This is a genomic window from Ancylobacter sp. G4_0304, from assembly GCF_047501495.1.
In the GTDB taxonomy this organism is placed as follows: domain Bacteria; phylum Pseudomonadota; class Alphaproteobacteria; order Rhizobiales; family Xanthobacteraceae; genus Ancylobacter.
Map to the genome: position 1 here is coordinate 18,319 of NZ_JAZDRM010000033.1, position 19,111 is coordinate 37,429.

Annotated in this window: 17 protein-coding genes and 1 tRNA gene; 13 read left to right on the plus strand and 5 right to left on the minus strand. The window is 64.6% G+C overall.

All coding sequences use genetic code 11. From position 1 onward, the window contains the following. Positions 1-91: 91 nt before the first annotated feature. A complete protein-coding gene (locus VRZ77_RS17205; protein WP_414593861.1) occupies positions 92-322 on the minus strand; it encodes a hypothetical protein in 231 nt (76 codons plus the stop codon). On the opposite strand from VRZ77_RS17205, the gene lon reads away from it, so the two are divergent. The 9 genes from lon to VRZ77_RS17250 all read left to right on the plus strand — a co-directional run bounded on the left by lon (position 228) and on the right by VRZ77_RS17250 (position 9,787). Continuing rightward, complete coding sequence (gene lon, locus VRZ77_RS17210; protein ID WP_414593862.1) at positions 228-2,591, plus strand: endopeptidase La; 2,364 nt, start codon at positions 228-230, stop codon at positions 2,589-2,591. The genes VRZ77_RS17205 and lon overlap by 95 nt on opposite strands. 307 nt (positions 2,592-2,898) lie before the next feature. Then, positions 2,899-3,177, plus strand: coding sequence for an HU family DNA-binding protein (locus VRZ77_RS17215; RefSeq protein ID WP_241616001.1), 279 nt, complete (start codon positions 2,899-2,901; stop codon positions 3,175-3,177). Positions 3,178-3,454: 277 nt separating this feature from the next. Further along, a tRNA-Val gene (locus VRZ77_RS17220) sits at positions 3,455-3,530 on the plus strand. Between the two features lie 39 nt (positions 3,531-3,569). Then, positions 3,570-4,241 carry an HAD-IA family hydrolase gene (locus VRZ77_RS17225; protein ID WP_414593833.1) on the plus strand — a complete coding sequence of 224 codons (672 nt, stop codon included), beginning with the start codon at positions 3,570-3,572 and terminating at the stop codon, positions 4,239-4,241. Then, positions 4,238-4,999 carry an ATP12 family chaperone protein gene (locus VRZ77_RS17230; protein ID WP_414593834.1) on the plus strand — a complete coding sequence of 254 codons (762 nt, stop codon included), beginning with the start codon at positions 4,238-4,240 and terminating at the stop codon, positions 4,997-4,999. The genes VRZ77_RS17225 and VRZ77_RS17230 overlap by 4 nt, the downstream gene beginning before the upstream one ends. Before the next feature lie 342 nt (positions 5,000-5,341). After that, positions 5,342-6,082, plus strand: a complete 741-nt coding sequence (locus VRZ77_RS17235; RefSeq protein ID WP_414593835.1) for a hypothetical protein — start codon at positions 5,342-5,344, stop codon at positions 6,080-6,082. A 108-nt stretch (positions 6,083-6,190) separates the two neighbouring features. After that, entirely contained in the window at positions 6,191-7,426 is a 1,236-nt protein-coding gene (locus VRZ77_RS17240; RefSeq protein WP_414593836.1) for an outer membrane beta-barrel protein, read from the plus strand. Positions 7,427-7,517: 91 nt separating this feature from the next. After that, the gene (locus VRZ77_RS17245) at positions 7,518-8,300 is read left to right on the plus strand and encodes a metallophosphoesterase family protein (protein ID WP_414593837.1); all 783 of its coding nucleotides are present in this window, start codon (positions 7,518-7,520) and stop codon (positions 8,298-8,300) included. Then, complete coding sequence (locus tag VRZ77_RS17250) at positions 8,297-9,787, plus strand: O-antigen ligase family protein (protein WP_414593838.1); 1,491 nt, start codon at positions 8,297-8,299, stop codon at positions 9,785-9,787. The genes VRZ77_RS17245 and VRZ77_RS17250 overlap by 4 nt, the downstream gene beginning before the upstream one ends. Before the next feature lie 105 nt (positions 9,788-9,892). Here VRZ77_RS17250 and VRZ77_RS17255 read toward each other — a convergent pair whose 3' ends face one another. Then, the gene (locus VRZ77_RS17255) at positions 9,893-10,507 is read right to left on the minus strand and encodes a polysaccharide biosynthesis/export family protein (protein ID WP_414593839.1); all 615 of its coding nucleotides are present in this window, start codon (positions 10,505-10,507) and stop codon (positions 9,893-9,895) included. Between the two features lie 269 nt (positions 10,508-10,776). Between VRZ77_RS17255 and VRZ77_RS17260 the strand changes: the two genes are divergently transcribed. After that, positions 10,777-12,981 carry a GumC family protein gene (locus VRZ77_RS17260; RefSeq protein ID WP_414593840.1) on the plus strand — a complete coding sequence of 735 codons (2,205 nt, stop codon included), beginning with the start codon at positions 10,777-10,779 and terminating at the stop codon, positions 12,979-12,981. Then, on the plus strand, positions 12,971-13,645 hold the full coding sequence (locus VRZ77_RS17265) for a hypothetical protein (RefSeq protein WP_414593841.1): 675 nt from the start codon (positions 12,971-12,973) through the stop codon (positions 13,643-13,645). The genes VRZ77_RS17260 and VRZ77_RS17265 overlap by 11 nt, the downstream gene beginning before the upstream one ends. Positions 13,646-13,658: 13 nt before the next feature. Here VRZ77_RS17265 and VRZ77_RS17270 read toward each other — a convergent pair whose 3' ends face one another. Further along, positions 13,659-14,846, minus strand: a complete 1,188-nt coding sequence (locus VRZ77_RS17270) for an acetate/propionate family kinase (RefSeq protein WP_414593842.1) — start codon at positions 14,844-14,846, stop codon at positions 13,659-13,661. A 249-nt stretch (positions 14,847-15,095) separates the two neighbouring features. On the opposite strand from VRZ77_RS17270, the gene VRZ77_RS17275 reads away from it, so the two are divergent. Together VRZ77_RS17275 and VRZ77_RS17280 are read left to right on the plus strand one after the other, a co-directional pair. Beyond that, entirely contained in the window at positions 15,096-15,788 is a 693-nt protein-coding gene (locus VRZ77_RS17275; protein WP_414593863.1) for a fumarylacetoacetate hydrolase family protein, read from the plus strand. Positions 15,789-15,804: 16 nt separating this feature from the next. Next, complete coding sequence (locus VRZ77_RS17280) at positions 15,805-17,199, plus strand: FAD/NAD(P)-binding protein (protein ID WP_414593843.1); 1,395 nt, start codon at positions 15,805-15,807, stop codon at positions 17,197-17,199. Between the two features lie 117 nt (positions 17,200-17,316). Here the strand turns inward: VRZ77_RS17280 and VRZ77_RS17285 are convergent, their stop codons facing one another. Further along, positions 17,317-17,709 (minus strand): RidA family protein, encoded by a 393-nt coding sequence (locus tag VRZ77_RS17285; RefSeq protein ID WP_414593844.1) that lies wholly within the window; start codon positions 17,707-17,709, stop codon positions 17,317-17,319. 47 nt (positions 17,710-17,756) lie between these two features. Next, entirely contained in the window at positions 17,757-19,109 is a 1,353-nt protein-coding gene (locus VRZ77_RS17290; RefSeq protein WP_414593845.1) for a formimidoylglutamate deiminase, read from the minus strand. Between the last annotated feature and the right edge of the window lie 2 nt (positions 19,110-19,111).

Here is a 19,111-nt window from a genome sequence, read left to right on the forward strand (position 1 = left end):
TCCTCGACCGCATCAAAGTGCCCACCGCGGCTACTCCCGCCTCCGCACAGAGATCCTCGATCGCGTTCCGGCCGCATTGCGGCACGGTCCATCATCCCCGCGCGTCTTGCGCGCAAGGGTGACGGCCGGCCGACAACAGAAAGGAAAGAGCCATGACGAGCCCCAAGCCTCGCACCGCGCTCACGCCCGGCGTTCCCCAGACTTTCCCGGTTCTGCCGCTGCGCGATATCGTTGTCTTTCCGCATATGATCGTGCCGCTCTTCGTCGGCCGCGAGAAGTCCATTCGCGCGCTTGAAGAAGTCATGCGGAACGACACGTTCATCCTGCTGGCCACGCAGGAGAATGCCTCGGACGACGATCCCTCGACCGACACCATCTACAAGATCGGCACGCTCGCTTCCGTGCTCCAGCTGCTCAAGCTGCCCGACGGCACCGTGAAGGTGCTGGTCGAAGGCATCTCGCGCGCCAAGGTGGAGCACTACACCGACCGCAGCGACCTCTACGAGGCCGAGGCTGTCGCGCTGGAGGAGGAGATCGGCTCCAAGGTGGAAGCCGAGGCGCTCGGCCGCTCCGTGCTGTCGGAATTCGAGAGCTACGTGAAGCTTAACAAGAAGGTGTCGCCGGAAGTCGTGGGCGTCGTGACCCAGATCGAGGACCACTCGAAGCTGGCCGACACCGTCGCCTCCCATCTCGCGGTGAAGATCCCCGAGAAGCAGGCGGTGCTGGAAATCCTGAAGGTCACGGCGCGCCTGGAGAAGGTGCTCTCGCTGATGGAGAACGAGATTTCCGTTCTTCAGGTCGAGAAGCGCATCCGCACGCGCGTCAAGCGCCAGATGGAGAAGACGCAGCGCGAGTACTATCTCAACGAGCAGATGAAGGCGATCCAGAAGGAACTCGGCGACGGCGAAGACGGCCGCGACGAGCTCGCCGAACTGGAAGAGCGCATCAAGACGGTCAAGCTGTCGAAGGAAGCTCGCGAGAAGGCCACGCACGAGCTCAAGAAGCTGCGGCAGATGTCCCCGATGTCCGCCGAGGCGACGGTCGTGCGCAACTATCTCGACTGGCTGCTCTCGATCCCGTGGGGCAACCGCTCGAAGGTGAAGAAGGACCTTCCCTTCGCGCAGGGCGTGCTCGATGCCGAGCATTACGGCCTCGACAAGGTGAAGGAGCGCATCGTCGAGTATCTCGCGGTGCAGAGCCGGCAGAACAAGCTGACCGGACCGATCCTGTGCCTCGTCGGCCCGCCCGGCGTCGGCAAGACCTCGCTCGCCAAGTCGATCGCCAAGGCGACCGGCCGTGAGTATGTGCGTGTCGCTCTCGGCGGCGTGCGTGACGAAGCGGAAATCCGCGGGCATCGCCGGACCTATATCGGCTCCATGCCCGGCAAGATCATCCAGTCGATGCGCAAGGCCAAGAAGTCCAACCCGCTCTTCCTGCTCGACGAGATCGACAAGATGGGCGCGGACTTCCGCGGCGACCCGTCCTCGGCCCTGCTGGAAGTGCTCGATCCCGAGCAGAACCACACCTTCGCCGATCACTATCTGGAGGTCGACTATGACCTCTCGAACGTGATGTTCGTGACGACGGCCAATACGCTGAACATTCCGCCGGCCCTTCTGGACCGCATGGAAGTGATCCGTATTGCCGGCTACACGGAGGACGAGAAGGCCGAGATCGCCAAGAAGCACCTGATCCCGCAGGCACTGGCCAAGCATGGCCTGCAGCCCAAGGAATGGTCGATCGACGACGACGCGCTGCTGACGCTGATCCGCCGCTATACGCGGGAAGCGGGCGTGCGCAACCTGGAGCGCGAAGTGTCCAACCTCGCCCGCAAGGCGGTGAAGGACCTGACGCTCACCAAGAAGAAGTCGATCCGCGTGGACGAGGCCCAGCTCGAGGAATATCTCGGCGCGCCGAAGTTCCGCTATGGCGAGGCCGAGACGGAAGATCAGGTCGGTGTCGTCACCGGGCTGGCCTGGACCGAGGTCGGTGGTGAAATCCTCACCATCGAAGGCGTCATGATGCCCGGCAAGGGCAAGATGACGGTCACGGGCAACCTGCGCGACGTGATGAAGGAATCGATTTCCGCGGCAGCGTCCTATGTCCGCTCGCGCGCCGTCGATTTCGGCATCGAGCCGCCGCTGTTCGAGCGCCGGGACATCCACGTCCATGTGCCCGAAGGCGCGACGCCGAAGGATGGCCCGTCCGCCGGCACCGCCATGGCGACCGTGCTGACCTCGGTGCTGACCGGCATCCCGATCCGCCGTGACGTCGCCATGACTGGCGAGGTCACGCTCCGTGGCCGGGTGCTGCCGATCGGCGGCCTCAAGGAGAAGCTGCTGGCCGCCCTGCGCGCCGGGATCAAGAAGGTGCTGATCCCGGAGGAGAATGCGAAGGATCTCGCCGAGATCCCGAACAACGTGAAGAACGCGCTGGAAATCGTGCCGGTGTCGCGGATGGACGAAGTGCTCCGCCACGCGCTGGTGCGTCAGCCCGATCCGATCACCTGGGAAGAAAAGCCGGTGGACGTGGCGCCCCCGGTGGAGCCGGTGATCGCCATCGACGAAGGCACCGGCGTCGCGGCGCACTGAGCTTTCCGCGTGCCTTGAATGACGGAAACGGCGGTACCCGCAGGGGTGCCGCCGTTTTCCTTTTGGGCGGTGGATGCGGATCCCCGGCTTCGGCCGGATGACCCAAAGGGCGCAGCCTAATTTGCAGGCGCCCGCGCTGCGACGTCGTCATGGTATTTAAATACGACCAATTACCCTGAAACCGTTTAATTATGCGGGTTTTCGACGGGTGGGCGCTTGCAAATGCCGCAATTTGGAGAAAGTGTCTCGCCCGTCGTTGGTGCAACCCACCGACGATTCTTGTGCAATCAAGGGAAGGATCGGTCATATGACCACGAAGAACGAACTCGTCGCCGCCGTGGCCGAGCAGGCCAAGCTGACGAAGGCTGCCGCTGCGGCCGCGGTCGACGCCACCTTCGATGCCATCGCCGCCTCGCTGAAGGCCGGCGAAGAGGTGAAGCTCATCGGCTTCGGCAGCTTCTCGGTCGTGACCCGCGCGGCGCGTGAAGGCCGCAACCCGCGCACCGGCAACCCGGTGAAGATCGAAGCGTCGAAGGCTCCGAAGTTCACGCCCGGCAAGGGCCTGAAGGAAGTCGTCAACGGCTGAGGACACGGCCCGGATCGACTCCGGGCCTCGTCGTCGCGCAGGCGCCCGCGCCATGCTTGGGCTGTTGACCAGGCAGGTGGCGGGCGCCGCGTGGCACCGACAGACAGCGCCGGCAGGGCGCCCCAGTGCGGGCACCAGGGCCGGCGTTCTCGTTCCGGGAGGCATGGTCTTCCGGCATGGCGGACGGCGCGTGGGCCGCTGCGGGCTTGCCGCCCGCGCGCGGCGATGCTTTAAGGCGCTGGCCTCGCACCGGCAGCGCCGGCCTGCGGGGTCTGAAGGGCGGTTAGCTCAGTTGGTAGAGCATCTCGTTTACACCGAGAGGGTCGGCGGTTCGAGCCCGTCACCGCCCACCATCTGGCCGCGACATACCGCACCTGCCGAAAGGCCCCGCCTTGAAACTTGCCCTGTTCGATTGCGATGGAACGCTGGTGGACAGCCAGGACGTCATCGTCACCGCGATGACCCGCGCCTTTGACCGCGCGGGCCGGCCCGTACCGCCGCGCCCGGCGATCCTCTCCATCGTCGGCCTTTCCCTGGTCGAGGCGATGCGCCGCCTCGGTGACGACGACCCGACCTTTCCCGCCGAGGCTATGGCCGAGCTGTATCGCGGCGCGTTCCACGAACTGCGCGCCGAATCCGAGTTCTTCGAACCGCTGTTTCCCGGCGTGCGCGCCGCGCTCGACCTTTTGACCGCGCGCAAGGACGTGGTTCTCGGCATCGCCACCGGCAAATCCCAGCGCGGCGTTGCCGCCGTGCTGCGCCATCACGGGCTGGAGGGGCGCTTCCTCACCATCCAGACCGCGGATGACGCTCCTTCCAAGCCGCACCCGGCCATGGTGCTCCAGGCCATGGAAGCCGTGGACGTCGAGGGGGCGGACACGGTGCTAATCGGTGACACGAGTTACGACATGACCATGGCGCGCGCCGCCGGTGCACGCGCTCTCGGCGTGAGCTGGGGCTATCATGCGCGGGACCTGCTGATGCAGTCCGGCGCCGAGCGGCTGGTGGAACACCCGGACGACTTGCTGCCGGCTATGGATGCCCTATGGGAGGCCGGCCGATGACCGACGAGACACCTCCGCGGCAGGGCATCGATCCCGCCGCCTTTCGTACCCGGCCGGCCTTGCCCAAGCGGTTCTATGCCGACGCGAGCGTGATGCCGGTCGAGGGTGGGTTCGGCGTCGCTCTGGACGGGCGACCCGTGAAGACGCCCGGACGGGCGCCGCTCCGCGTGCCCGGCCTCGCCTTCGCCGAGGCGCTGGCGGAGGAATGGCGGGGGCAGGGGGAGCATATCGACCCGATCACCATGCCGCTCACCCGGCTCGTAAACTCGGCGATCGACGGCGTGGCGGTGAATCAGGCGGAGGTCGCCGCCGAGATTGTCCGCTACGCCGGCAGCGACCTGCTGTGTTACCGCGCCGACGGCCCGCAGAAGCTCGTCATGTTGCAGTGCGATATCTGGGATCCGGTGCTGAGATGGGCAGAGGCCGAGCTTGGCGGTCGATTCGTGCTGAGCGAGGGGGTTCTCTTTGTCGAACAACCGTGGCGAACGATCGATTCCTTCGCCGCCAGTTTGCCCGACGACCCTTTGAGGCTCGCCGCGCTTAACCTGATGACGACGTTGAGCGGTTCCGCCGTGCTGAGTCTTGCGGTTTTTCGAGGCGCTATAACGCCTGATGAGGCGTGGCGCGCGGCACATATCGATGAGGAATTTCAGGAAGATCTGTGGGGTAAAGACCTGGAAGCCGAACTTCGCCGCGAACGGCGTCGCAAAGACTTCAATGCCGCTGCACGCGCCCTTCATCTTCTTGGTTCACAGTGACACCTTCCGTAAATAACCAGAAATCTCACGTGAGAATAGGTAAAAAGTCTCTGATTTAGTTGAGGATATTCTGTAATTTTAGCGATTTCATAATTTGTTTTTGTCGCGCCTCTCAGGAGTTGTTCAGAAATTCTTAGAATAACTCATCGCAAAAAATGCGGTAAGAATCGAAATTATTTCCGAACATGCCCGTCGTGCGGTATTCAGCTAGTCTTGCGGTAATTTAGTCCGGTGAGGGGAGCGTATATGGTGCGCAGTTGTTGACCTGTGTGTCTTTTTTGCACTAGCGAAATGGTGAGTGCGGGGTATCTTGGGTGTGACCTAAGGAAGGGCGGGGCGGATATGATGGGCAAGTTCGGGCGGGTTACCGTTTCTGCGTTGGCACTTATGGTGTCGTTCGGTGCGCTTGACGCGGTGTCGGTGAACTCGGGTGCGGCTCGCGCTCAGGCGCTGACGGCGGCGCAGCTCTCGACGCCTCCTGCGAGTGCCAGCGCGGCGTTGGAGCTTCTTGTAAGTCTCATCAATCAGGCAACCGGCAACGGTGCGGTCACCGCGAATGGCGCCGTTGTTTCCGCCGTGGTGGGTTTTCTGATGACGCACTTTCAGGGCAGCCCTGCAGCGGTCGGGTTCATCACCAATGCTCTGGTTCAGGCGGCGAGCGGCACGGTTCCGGCGCTTCAGGGGGTGGGCTTTGCCAACCTCAAGGAGCCGATCCTGACGGGTGTTAAGGCTGTCGTTGACGGTTGGACCCAGACGGGCGGCGCGGGCTTCAATCTTGCGGCGTTCCAGGCGTTTCGTGACGAGGTCGAAACCATGGAGGGCGACTACTCGGCTCTCGATGATTTCAGGGCCATCGCATCCAATGCGTCGAAGCGTTTGCCCAAGCTGTCCAAGAAGCAGACGGACGATGAAGAGGATGGCGCTCCGCCGGACGGTACGACCGTTACGCAGAGCAATCCCTTGTCGCGAGTTGGTATTCCCAGTCCGTCGACCCCGGTAATTATCGTTGGCGGGTTTGATCCTGGTGCGCCGGTGACTTTTACGATCACGGGTGAGAATGCGGGCGGCGTGGCGCTGCCGTGAATATTTGAGTGCATCGGGTTTGCTGTCTGTTTCGTTTGGGGCGGTATCGGGTTTCTGGGGGCATAGATGAAAAAGTTTGCGGTAGTTGGGGTAGTATCGAGTTTGTCGATGGTGCCTCTCGCCAGTGTGGCGACGGCGGCAGACTATGCGCCGACGATTCGCAAGGCGGTCGAGGTTGATCCCTCGCTCGCTCCGGTCAGCGAGCGGATGGCCTACAAGCCGGACGGTGTCCAGGTGGGCTCCTTCACCTTGCTTCCGGCGTTGGGTCTGTCGACGGGTTACGACACCAACATCACGGCGACCAACAGCAACGAGAAGGCGGACTGGCTGTTCGTTGTTCGGCCCTCGCTTCTGCTTCGTTCCGACTGGACGCGGCATATGCTGCTCCTGGACACCTACTTCGAGAGCGGCAGCTACGCGAAGTACAGCGATGCCGACTATCAGAACTATTCGTTCGGTGCTCGCGGTCGTGTCGATGTGACGGATGATTTTTACGTCACCAGCTTCCTGCGCTGGTCGCACCTGAACGAACTGCCGGGTGATGACGAGACGGATACCGGTCTCCAGGAGCCCCTCGGCTACGATCAGACGGTGGCGGGTGTCGGTCTCCGCAAGGATTTCAACCGTATGTGGGTCACGGCGGACTTCAAGTTCCGTGACCGCGACTTCGACAATTTCGTGGACGGCGTTCCGAGCAACCAGTCCTATCGCGATGGTCAGACCTACACGGTGTCCGGTCGCGTCGGTTACGATATCAGCCCGCTGACCAGCCTGTTCGTCGGCGGTAGCAACAGCTGGTACGACATGGAAAGCTCGGCGTATAACGCGAGCCAGTGGAACGTGGTTGGCGGCGTCGTGTTCGAGCCGTCCCGCCTGATGCGCGGTGAGGCCTATATCGGCTACGGCGAGTGGACGTCGGATAGCGGTGACTTCGATAATGTGCCGAACGTCAGTTACGGCCTCGACCTGTCCTGGTTCGTTTCGCCGCTCCTGACGTTGACCTTCACCGGCGCCCAGGAAGTCCTGACCTCGAACTATAGCTACCTGACCTATGATGGTTCGGCGGTGCTCAGCTCGACCTTCGGCATCCGTGCGGATTACGAGCTGCGTCGCAACATCATCCTGTCGGGTTGGTTCGACTACGAGAACCAGAATTACGAAGACTTCCCGCGTGACGATGACACGTATGTCTACGGCGCCGAGGTCAAGTACGTGATGAATCGCTTCGTCGAGATGAAGCTGAACTACAGCTACACGGACTTCGACACCAACTTCAACGGTATCAATGGCGCCGAAAGCTACACGCGTAACGTCGTCCTCGGTACGCTGACCCTCACCTACTGAGTGGTTTCGACTGGTCTTTTGAAACGCTCTCCGTCTCCGGCGGAGAGCGTTTTTTGTTGCGCCGCCGCGATCATGCTAGAGTGACGCGACGGTGACCAAGGATGGTGGCTCGCGAGTCAGGTTGGGTATGTTTCTTTTCCGTTCCCGTGCGGCGGCTCCTAAGCGCAAGCCGGCCCTTATTCCCGACGGAAAGCGCGTCTACGCGATCGGCGACATTCACGGTCGTTTCGATCTGTTGAGCGCCATGCTCGACACGATCGCCCGTGACGCCTCCGCAAGCGCGGGTGAAACGCAGATCGTGTTTCTCGGCGATTATATCGACCGCGGTGCGGACAGCCGATCGGTGATCGAGTGTCTGCTCGGTGGCGAGCGGCGCGGCTGGACCTGTCTGATGGGCAATCACGAGGCCATGCTGCTGGCGGCGCTCGATGGCGAGCTGGATTGGCCGATGTGGCTTGGTCATGGCGGCGCCGAAACGCTGTTCTCCTATGGTCTTTCATCGCGCGAATTTGCCGGCCGCGCTCAGCCGGATGCTCTGCGCGACGCCGTTCTCACCGCGATTCCTCCCGCGCATATCGCGTTTCTCCGCGCTCTGTCCGGCTCCGTTCAGATCGGCGATTATTTCTTCTGCCATGCCGGCATCCGGCCCGGCGTCCCGCTGGAACGGCAGGTGCTCAGCGACCTTCTGTGGATTCGCGAGGACTTCACCGAGTCGGCCCTGGATCACGGCAAGCGCGTCGTGCACGGTCACACCCCGGTCATGGAGCCGGAAATCCTGCCGAACCGGATCAATGTCGATACCGGCGCCTATCTGACCCATCGCCTGTCCTGCGTCGTGCTCGAGGCGGACCAGGTGCGGATCCTGCAGGTATGAGCCCGGCTGCCGCGCCGCCGCGCGCCCGCCCAGCGGCACCCCGGCAGGCCTTGCCAGCCCGCCCTTCCGGCTTTTTGGTCCGCAAGACCTGGCACGAATTCTATAATGACGTGCTGTTTCTCGGCCTCGTGCTGTGTCTTGCCTGGGTCCCGCTGCCGTTCGGCAGCAATTATCTCACCCCGTGGGGAATCAATGCCGTGCTGTTCGCGGTGTTGCTCATCCTGTTCGAGGCGGGCCTGCTGGTCAGCGGCGCCCGTCATCCGGTGGCGCCGCGCCGCATCTGGTGGGCGATGGCGCTGCTCGGGCTGATAGCGCTATGGATTCTGGTACAAATCGCGCCTTTCGTGCCGGCTTCCTGGCAGAATCCGTTCTGGGAGATGGCGCGCGGCGTCCTGTCCCGGGTGCCCGGTGGACCGGAGGTCGCCGGCAGCATCTCGGTATCGCCGGATTCCGGAATTCGGACGCTGGTGCGGCTGCTGACCAATGCCGCGAGCTTCTACCTCGCGCTGCAGCTGTGCCGCGACAGTCGTCGGGCCGATCTGTTTCTCACCGCGCTGGTGGCGATCAGTGTCGCCTACGCCGCGTTCGGCATCGCGCAGTTCCTGCTGTTCCCGGACCGGCTACTGTGGATGGCGAAGCAGCATTATCTGGAATCGCTGACCTCGTCTTTCGTCAACCGAAACAATTACGCGACCTTCGCAAGTATCGGGGTGATCGCGGCGATCGGATTGCTGGTGGATGTCCACAGACGCGCGGGCGTGGGTCGCGACCTTCCTCTTCAGCTCCGCGCGGCCGCCTTTATCGAGATCAGCCTGCGCAGCGGCGCTCTACTCGTCGTCGCCGTGACGGTTCTTATGGTCGCGCTGTTCCTGACCGCATCGCGTGCCGGCGTCACGGCCGGGCTTTGCGGTGTGGTCGCGCTGATCTGCCTGTTGCTGCTTTATGCACGCCGGCGCTGGATGATCGCGGTGCTGGCGCTGCCGGTCTTCGCGTTGCTGATCGCGGCCATGGTTTATTCCGGCGAACAGTTTACCGGGCGTCTTACCGACACCTCGAATGACGCGATGCGCTCCTCGGTGATCCTACGCACGCTCGACGCGGCGATGGACGCGCCTTTGCTGGGCTTCGGCTATGGCAGCTTCGACGACATGTATGCGGTCTACAAGCTGCCGGAGCAGTGGATCAGCACGCATTGGGACAAGGCCCACAACACCTATGCCGAGCTGCTGTTCGAGCTCGGCGCGCCCGCGACGCTGGCCATGTTCCTGCTGGTGAGCGGCATTCTCGTCGCCATCCTGGTCCATGTGCGTCAGCGCGAGGCGCGGCCGGCCGTCTGCCTGGTGGCGCTGGCGGCCAGCGTCACGGTGCTGCTGCATGCGCTGGTGGATTTCAGCGTGCAGATCCAGGCCGTCGCGGTGTTTTATTGGGCGTTGGTCGGGGCGGGGCTCGCGCAGAGCTGGAGCCGCCGGATCGATACCAGCGCCTGACGACCGGCAAGGTGCCAGTTCAACGGCTCACCTTGGTTTGTCGGAAGCGCTGGTGACGCGGGAGGCCGGCGCGATGCCGGGCCTCCCGCCTGGTTCGAAGATCAATCAGAACAGGCGCTCGCCAATGCGGACGATATCGCCGGGGAAGACCATGGTGGTGGTCGTCGCGGGATACGACATTTCCTGCGTCTGCCCGGCGCGCCGAATGAAGACCGATTGGTCATTGGCGCGATAGGTGAAGCCGCCGGCCACCGCGACCGCGCTCATGATGTTCATGCCGTTGCGATAGGGGTACTCGCCCGGCTTCGAGACTTCGCCGATGATGTAGAACGGACGATATTGCAGGACTTCGACGTTCACACGCGGGTCGCGCATGTAACCGGTCGAGAGCTTCTGCGCGATCGCCTGTTCGAGCGCGTGGGCGGATTTGCCCTGTGCCTCGATGTTGCCGATCAGCGGCATCGAAACGATGCCGGAGGAGTTGACCTGGAATTCGCCGGAAAGCGTGGGTTCGTTGAAGACGGTCACCCGCAACCGGTCGCCAGTGCCGAGCAGATATTCTGTCTGTGTGTTCTGATCGCCGGTCGGGACCGAACTCGCACTCGGAACCCCGGTGCAGCCCGTCAGTGCGATAAAGGCGGGGGCCAGAAGCAGCATCGCCCAGAATGAGGCACGTCGCGCTTGGCAATTCGGTTTCGTTGAGCTACTTTTGAAACCCATATCTTTACCTTGATATTGCGTGTGTTACTCTACCATAATGCCTATTATTCAAATTGAACCTGCGTCTCTTTCGCGCGACGAGGACAAATAAGGCGTCATTCTTCAAGGACAAATTTGTTTATATCATTGGTCGGCAAAACCGTCTCTATGAATCGACGGGCTTGTCAGTATAATCCCAATCGGTGTGCGCAAGTCGCCTATCGGCGAGGTGTTGCCAAGTGGCGCCAACCTCGCGGGCCGGTGCGGATGGTTTATCTGGAATGGTAAAAATGCACGGACAGATTTCGCGGTCGCCGGTATCTGAGGATGGTGAGAGTTTTGATCTTCACCAGATCGTCGACTTCCTGCTCCGGCGTTGGATGTTGATTGCGATCATTGCCTTTATGTCGATGGCGATCGCTCTTGGCACGGCCTTTCTGCTGACGCCGCTTTACACCAGCACCGCCGAAATCCTGCTCGACCGGTCGCCGCGTTCCGTGCTCGGGAGCGAACTGGGCGGCATTGAAGCCAGCAGCGGAGCCATCGAGAATCAGGTGTCCATTCTCCGGTCGCTGACGCTGCTGCGTCGCGTGGTCGAGAAGGAGAATCTCGTCAACGATCCGGAATTCGGCGCCACGAGCACCGAATCCGGCGGCCTGGTCAGCATGGTGAAGGGCTGGTTCCGCTCGGCGCCGGCCCCCGTTGCCGACGCGCCGGACGAGGCCTCGGCTATTCCGACCGATGTCCGAATCTCGATCAACAAGCTGCGGGGCGCGCTTCTGGTCAGCCGCGTCGAGCTCTCCTACATCCTGCAGATTTCGGTCACTTCCACCGATCGCGACCGCGCGGCGCGTCTCGCCAATGCCATCGCGGACGCGTTCATCGTCGACCAGCTCGAAACGCGCTACGAGGCGGCGCGCCGGGCCTCGGACTGGCTGAACGACCGGCTTCAGCGGCTGCGCGACTCGCTGCGGCAGTCGGAGGAAGCGGTTTCGAAGTTCCGTGCCGACCACAATCTGGTTTCCGTCGGCGCCAAGACGCTCAACGAGCAGCAGCTTTCGGAAATCAGCGCTTCGCTGGTGCAGGTGGAGACCGAGGCGGCGGAGAAGCAGGCCAAGTACGAGCAGGCCAAGCAGATGATGGACGAGGGTGGCAACGTCGCGGCGCTGCCCGATGTGATGCGATGTTCGGTGATCCAGAGCCTGCGCGGGCAACTTGCCGGGATTTCGGCGCGTGAGGCTGATCTCGTGACCCGTTATGGCGAGCGCCACCCGATGGTGGTGAATGTCCGCGCCGAGCGTCGCGAGATCGAACGGCAGATATCCGCTGAAATCAGCCGCGTCGTCAGCAACCTGAAGAACGATTACGACGTCGCCCGAACCCGTGCCGAGTCTATGGCGGCTAATGTCGCGCAGGCGTCCGGTCAGAACAGCACGGAGAACGCACTGACCGTCAAACTGCGCGAACTGGAGCGCGATGCCGCGGCCAATCGCACCCTGTACGAGACCTTCCTGAGCCAGTCCAAGGTGACGACGGAGCAGCAGCAGGTCGACATTCAGGACGCGCGCATTATCACCCCGGCGCTGCCGACCTCGACGCCGTCCTTCCCGAACAAGGTGATTTTCCTTGCGGTCGGCGTGGTGATGGGCATTGCGCTTGGCATAGGCGTCGCGGCCTTGCTCGACATGCTGAACGCCGGCTTCAGCAGCCCGCGCCAGCTTGAGGAATCAACCGGCCTGCCGGTTCTGTCCTCGGTGGAATGGGTCAATTTCTCCGATGTGGAGAAGTCGAAGGACACGATCCCGATTATCCAGTATCTCACCACAAAGCCGCTTTCGCGGTTCAGTGAGTCGATCCGCAGTCTGCGGGCCGGGGTGCAGATGTCGGATGTCGACAACCCGCCGCAGGTGGTCCAGGTCACCTCTGCATCGCCGAGCGAGGGCAAGACCTCGCTGGCCATCGCGCTGGCTGTTTCCGCAGCCGGCTCCGGCAAGCGCGTCGTGCTGATCGACTGCGACCTTCGGCGTCCCTCGATCTCGCAGCAATTCGGCCTCACCGAGAAGCCGGGACTGGTCGAACTGTTGGCGCAGACCGCGTCGGCGGACGGCATCCTGCATCGCGATCCGGTTTCCGGGGTTTATGTCCTCGGCGCGGGCGCCAAGACGCAGAACCCGCCGGACCTTTTGAGCTCGGCGCGCATGCATCACCTCATCGAGCAGATTCGCCAGAGTTTCGATTACGTGGTGCTCGACGCGCCGCCGGTGGGGCCGGTGATCGACGCCGCGGTGCTGGCCGCGGTTGCTGACAAGGTGCTGTTCGTGGTGCGCTGGAACGCGACCGCCCGCGAGTTCATCCGGCAGTCGATCGAGCGTATTCCCGGCGAGCGCAAGATCTGCGGCGTCGCGCTGAACATGATCGACCTGCGGCGCACGCCGAAATATGGCCGCTATTCCTATTATTCGTCGGCCTATTACAAGAAGTATTATGTCGGCTAATGGTGGCAGCACAGCGTGGGAGGCCGGGCGGCGCGCCGTCGTTTCGGTCCTTCTGATCGCGGTTGCCGGCTGGGTGGGGTTCAAGGGCGCGCAATTCGCATGGGTCGGCATGGAAACGCGGTCCGCCTTCCCCCGCCTCCTGGCCGACTATCCGACTCTTCCCGAACAGTCGGAGGTTGTGGCGGTACGTGACCAGCTCAGCCCCTGGCGCCAGACTTGGGGGCTGCGCGACACGGCGCGGATCAGCTATTTCGACGTCGGGCGCTCCCTGCTGAAGCCTCTGCCCGCCACCGTATTGAACGAGGCGGCGGAGGTGCTGGCGGTCAATCCGCTGCGTGGGGTCACCTGGGTCGACTTCGCCGTCTTCTCGCTGCTCCAGCCGGGCACGCGAAGCCTGGCGCTCGATGCGTGGGAGCTTTCCGGTATCGCCGTGCCTTACGACGTTGGCGCGATCGCCGCCCGCACGCGTTTCCTGATGTCCTACTGGCCCCGTGCCAGAGATAGCGACAAGCAGCGCTTCTTCCGTGAGGCCAGCCTCCTGCTGTCCGTCCCTGGCGGCACGACGCAGTGGCGCACCATGATCCTGGCCTTGCCGCCCGAACAGAAGGCGCAGGTCGAACAGGAATTCAAGGCGGTTTCGCCGCGATATCGTCCGGTGCGCTGAGCGCGCGCGGGCGTCACGCGCTGCCGCGCAGCAGACGCAGCGTATGCAGGCCGATCATCCTTTCCTCGTCGGTCGGCACCACGAACACCGGCAGGCGGCTCTCCGCGCCGTCGATCCGCAGGCTGCCGGCGGCATTGGCGTCACCATCGAGGCGCACGCCCAGATGTGCGAGACGATCGGCGACGCCGGCGCGCACCTCGGGCGCGTGTTCGCCGATGCCGGCGGTGAACACAAGCCCGTCCAGCCCGCCAAGGGTGACCGACAGGGTGGCGACCGCCTGTGCGACCCGCAGCACGAAGAAATCCACCGCCATGCGCGCTTCCTGCCTATCGCTGGCGATCAGCTCACGCATGTCGTTGCTGATGCCGGAGAGGCCGAGCAGACCACTCTGATGATAGAGCATGTGCCCGACCTCAGCCGCGCTCATGCCCTTCTGCTCAATCAGGTGAAGCACCACGCCGGCGTCCAGCGTGCCGCAGCGCGTGCCCATGGGCAGGCCATCCAGCGCGGTGAAGCCCATGGTCGATTCCATGCTGCGCCCGTCGGAGAGGCCGCAGGCAGAGGCGCCGGATCCCAGATGGGCGATGACGACCCGGCCGGCCGCCACCTCCGGCGCCAATGTGCGCAGCGCGCCGGACACATATTCATAGGACAGCCCGTGGAAGCCGTAGCGCCGCACCCCGTCGTCGAAAAGCGCGCGGGGTAGGGCGAAGCGGTCGGCGAGCTCGGGGTGGCCGCGATGGAACGCGGTATCGAAGCAGGCGACCTGGGGTAGATCAGGCCGGCGCGCGCGCACCACGCGGATCGGGTCGAGATTGGTGAGCTGGTGCAACGGCGCCAGCGGGATGAAGCTCTCCAGCGTGCGCAGTACCTCGTCGTCGACCAGAACGGGGTGCGAATAGGCCGGGCCGCCATGAACCACGCGATGGCCGACGCCGATCACCTCATGCCCGGCGAAATGCGGGGTGAGCCAGTCGCCGATGCAGTGCTGGGCGGCGGCGGAACTGGCGATCGCGGCCGGCTCGAAACTCTGGTCGGCCAGGATCTCGCCGTCATGGCCCTTCACGCGCAGGCGCGGCCGGGTACCGATGCCGTCCAGCGCCCCGCCGAGCAGGGTTTCGACATCGTCCGCGAGCGCCCGGTAGAGCTTGAACTTGATGCTGGAGCTGCCGGCATTGACGATGAGCAGGATCTCGGCCAAGGGGCGCACTCCGGGTTGGCAGGGCGTTCAAGGGACGAAGGCGGTATCCCGTTCGGACGGGGCGTTGCGTGAGCGTCGCATGACGATGTGACACGCTGACCATGCCGCACGCCTTGAGCGGCCTCAAGCGGGCCCGCGTTTGATTGACAAAGCTGGCCGGACGCGATGGTGTGACGCCGTGCGGAGGGCAAGCCCCGCCGCGCACTCCCCATTCCTGCGCCGCCTGTCACGAGGAGCTTCCCGGTGAGCATGACCACCCCCGCCTATGTCATCGAGGCTCCCGGCATTCCCACCCTGCCCATCGACCGCTCGCAGCAGCTTTTCCCGATCCATCGCATCTATTGCGTCGGTCGCAACTATGCCGAGCACGCCATCGAGATGGGGCATGACCCCAACAAGGAGCCGCCGTTCTTCTTCCAGAAGAACCCGGATAATGTGATCGCGGACGGCACCTTTCCCTATCCCGACAAATCCAGCGATGTGCATTTCGAGATCGAGATGCTGGTCGCGATCGGCAAGGGCGGGGTGAACATCCCGGCCGAGAACGCGCTCGATCACGTCTGGGGCTATGGCGTGGGTCTCGACATGACCCGGCGCGACCTGCAGGGCGAGGCCAAGAAGCTCGGCCGGCCGTGGGAAGTCGGCAAGGCGTTCGAGGCGTCCGCCCCGTGCTCCGCGCTGGTGCCGGCGAGCCGTATCGGCCACCCGACCCACGGCAAGGTGTGGCTGAACGTCAACGGCAAGCCGCGCCAGGTCGGCGACCTCAACCAGATGATCTGGAAGGTGCCGGAGATGATCTCGTATCTGTCCGGCCTTTTCGAGCTCAAGGCCGGCGACATCATCATGTCCGGCACGCCGGCGGGCGTCGGCGCCATCGTGCGCGGCGACCTGATGGAAGGCGGCGTCGATGGCGTCGGCACGCTCGACGTGAAGGTGGTCTGAGCGGAGCGGTATCGCCATGGCCGCGCCGCACTATCCGGTGGTGATCATCGGCGGCGGCTATTCGGGCGCCGCCGTCGCCTGGCACCTCGCCCGGATGGGCGGCGCGCCCGCGACAATCCCGATCGTGGAGCCACGCGACGAACTCGGGCGCGGGCTCGCCTACAGCGCGGCCGACCCCAGCCACCGCATCAACGTGCCCTCGGTGCGCATGTCGCTCGATCCCGAGCGCGGCGAGCATTTTGAGGACTGGCTGCGCGCCAATGGCCGTCCGCGAGGCGATGCCGCCGCGCGGCTCGCCGATGGCAGCCACTATCCCTCCCGTGCCGAATTCGGCGCCTATGTGAACGCCCAGATCGCGGCGCTTGGGCCGCGCGTCGTCCATATCCGCGCCCGCGCGGAGGAGGTGGTCACCGCTCCCGGCGGCTATCGGGTGCGGTGTTCCGACGGGCGGGTGCTGCAGGCGAGCCTCGTGGTGCTGGCGGTGTGCCACACCCTGCCGAGCGCGCCGCCCGGCATGGCGCGGGCGCTCAGCAGCCATCCACGCTTCGTTACCGATCCATGGGCAGCGGGCGCGCTCGATGCGCTGCGGCCAGACGACCGGGTGCTGATCGTGGGCACCGGGCTGACCATGGCCGATATCGTCGCCTCGCTGGAGGGCAGGGGCCATCGCGGCCGGCTGGTCGCGGTGTCGCGGCGCGGGCTGCGCTCGCGTGGTCATGCCACGGGCGAGGCATATGAGCCCTATGGCGACTTCGCCGCCGAGCCCGCCCGCACTTTGCGCGAACTGGTGCGCCGGGTGCGGGCCACGCTGCGCAGTGCCGCGGCCGAGGGGCGGAGCTGGCATTTCGTGTTCGACCAGCTCAAGGCGCAGGGCACCGCTATCTGGAGCGCGCTGCCGATGGCGGAACGTCGCCGGCTGGTGCGCCATCTGCGCCCGTTCTGGGATGTGCACCGCTTCCGCATTGCCCCGCAGGTGGAGGCCGTGATCGACCGCCGCCTCGCCGAGGGGAGCCTCGCCATAAGGCGGGCCTCGCTGCGCCATGTCGCACGCGGGGAGGGTGAGAGCATCACTGTGACTTTAAGCAAGCGCGGCGCGCTCGCCACCGAGAGCTTTGACGCCGTGGTGCTCGCCACCGGTCCCGCGCATGGCCGGGTCTTTGCCGACAATCCCGTGCTCGCCGCGCTGGAGCGCCACGGGCTAGCCGGGCCCGACCCGATCGAGCTCGGGATCGAGGTGGATTTTCAGGGGCGGGTGATCGGTGCGGATGGCGCGGCGAACCCGGATATCTTCGTCGCCGGCCCGCTCGCGCGCGGCACCTTCGGCGAACTGATGGGCGTGCCTGACGTCACCCCCTACGCGGTCCGCATCGCGCAGGGTGTGCGGGGCCGTCTGGCCGAAATCGGGCGCTGAACTCGGTTGAGAAACCGATTCAACAGGATTGGATGAGGTTGGGGAATCTCCTGAAATATCAGTGAGATGCCTTTAATTCCTGTCTCATGTTTCGATTCAAGTTCGCCGGCTAAGTGCTCACGGGCGCTTAGCGACGAAATCGACCTCCACCAACGCATCGCGGGCGAGGCCGGTGACGCCGATGCAGGTGCGGGCCGGGCGGCGGTCCGGCGGGAAATAGGCGGCATAGGCCGCGTTCATCGCCGGGTAGTCGCGCTTGAATTCGGTGAGGTAGATGCGCGCCTGCACGACATGCGACAGGTCAAGCCCGATGCCTTCCAGCACCAGAATGAGGTTGTCCATCACGCGCCGGGTCTGGGCCTCCACGCCTTCGGGCAGCGGGCGGGAATCGTCGTCCGGCCAGGTCGGCATCTGTCCGGTGACGAACACCCAGCCATCGGCTTCCACGGCGTGGCTGAACGGGGCCACCGGCTGCGGCGCGCCGGGAATCATCAGGAACTGCGGAGGCATGGATCGATCCGGTTAAGTGAGGATGCCCCACTATGTTGGATCGAGCCTCACGGGGCAATCGCCTGAAGCGTCTGGCGAAACCGCTCGCGAACCGCATCGCGCGAGCGATGCCGGCCGCCGGTGACCAGCTTCTCGCCATGGCGCCACACGCAATCGACCGGACGCCGGGCGCTGGCGAAAATCCAGCCGTCGAGCGCAGCGTCTTCATTGCGACCTTCCAGCGCGGGCGCGGTCATGTCGAGCGTGACGATATCCGCGCTGGCGCCGACCGCGAGCCGGGCCGGGCGGCCGAGCGCCTGCCCGCCGCCGTCGAGCGCGGCCTCGAACAAGGCGCGGCCGGTGGAGCGGCCCTCGGTCATGGCGAGTACGTTGCGGGCGCGTAGCGAGAGGCGCTGGGAATATTCCAGCGTGCGCAGCTCCTCGGCGGCGTCGATCAGCACGTTGGAATCCGAGCCGACGCCGTAACGCCCTCCGGCTGCGACGAAATCCGGAGCCGGGAAGATGCCGTCGCCGAGATTGGCCTCGGTGATCGGGCACAGCCCGGCGACCGCGCCGCTCGACGCCATGAGCTTCGTTTCCTCCGGCGTCATGTGGGTGGCGTGGATCAGGCACCAGCGCTCGTCCACCGGCGCGGTGTCGTAGAGCCGCTCGACCGGACGGCGGCCGCACCAGGCGAGGCAGTCCTCGACCTCCTTCACCTGCTCGGCGACGTGGATGTGGATCGGGCCGTCAGTGAGCGGGACGAGGGCAGCGATTTCTTCGGCGGTCGCGGCGCGCAGGCTGTGCGGCGCGAGGCCGAGAACCGCATCAGAAAGTGATTCAAGTGCTTTACGACTTGATTCAATCAGTCGTGAGAAGCTGTTGAGATCATTGATGAAGCGGCGCTGTCCATGTGTGGTGTCCTGCGCGCCAAAGCCGCCATGGGCGTAGAATACCGGTAGCAGGGTCAGGCCGATCCCGGTCTCGTCCGCGGCCTGCGCGATGCGGTGCGCCAGCTCGCCAATGTCGGCATAGGCGCCCCCGTCGCGGTCGTGGTGCAGGTAGTGGAATTCGCCGACGCGGGTGAAGCCGGCTTCCAGCATCTCGACATAGACCTGCGCGGCGATGGCGGCGACATGGTCGGGGTCCATGCGGTCGACCACGCGGTACATCACCTCGCGCCATGTCCAGAAGCTGTCGCCGGTCGGGCCGCGTTTTTCGGCAAGGCCGGCCATGGCGCGCTGGAAGGCGTGGCTGTGAAGATTGGGCAGGCCGGGCAGGGCGAGGGCGTGGCGCTCATCGGCGCTTTCGGCCGGCGCATCGGCGGCAATCGCGGCGATGCGGCCATGCTCCACGCTCACCAGAACGTTGCGCGCCCAGCCGGAGGGAAGAAGGGCGGAGTCGAACCAGAGCCGGGTCATCG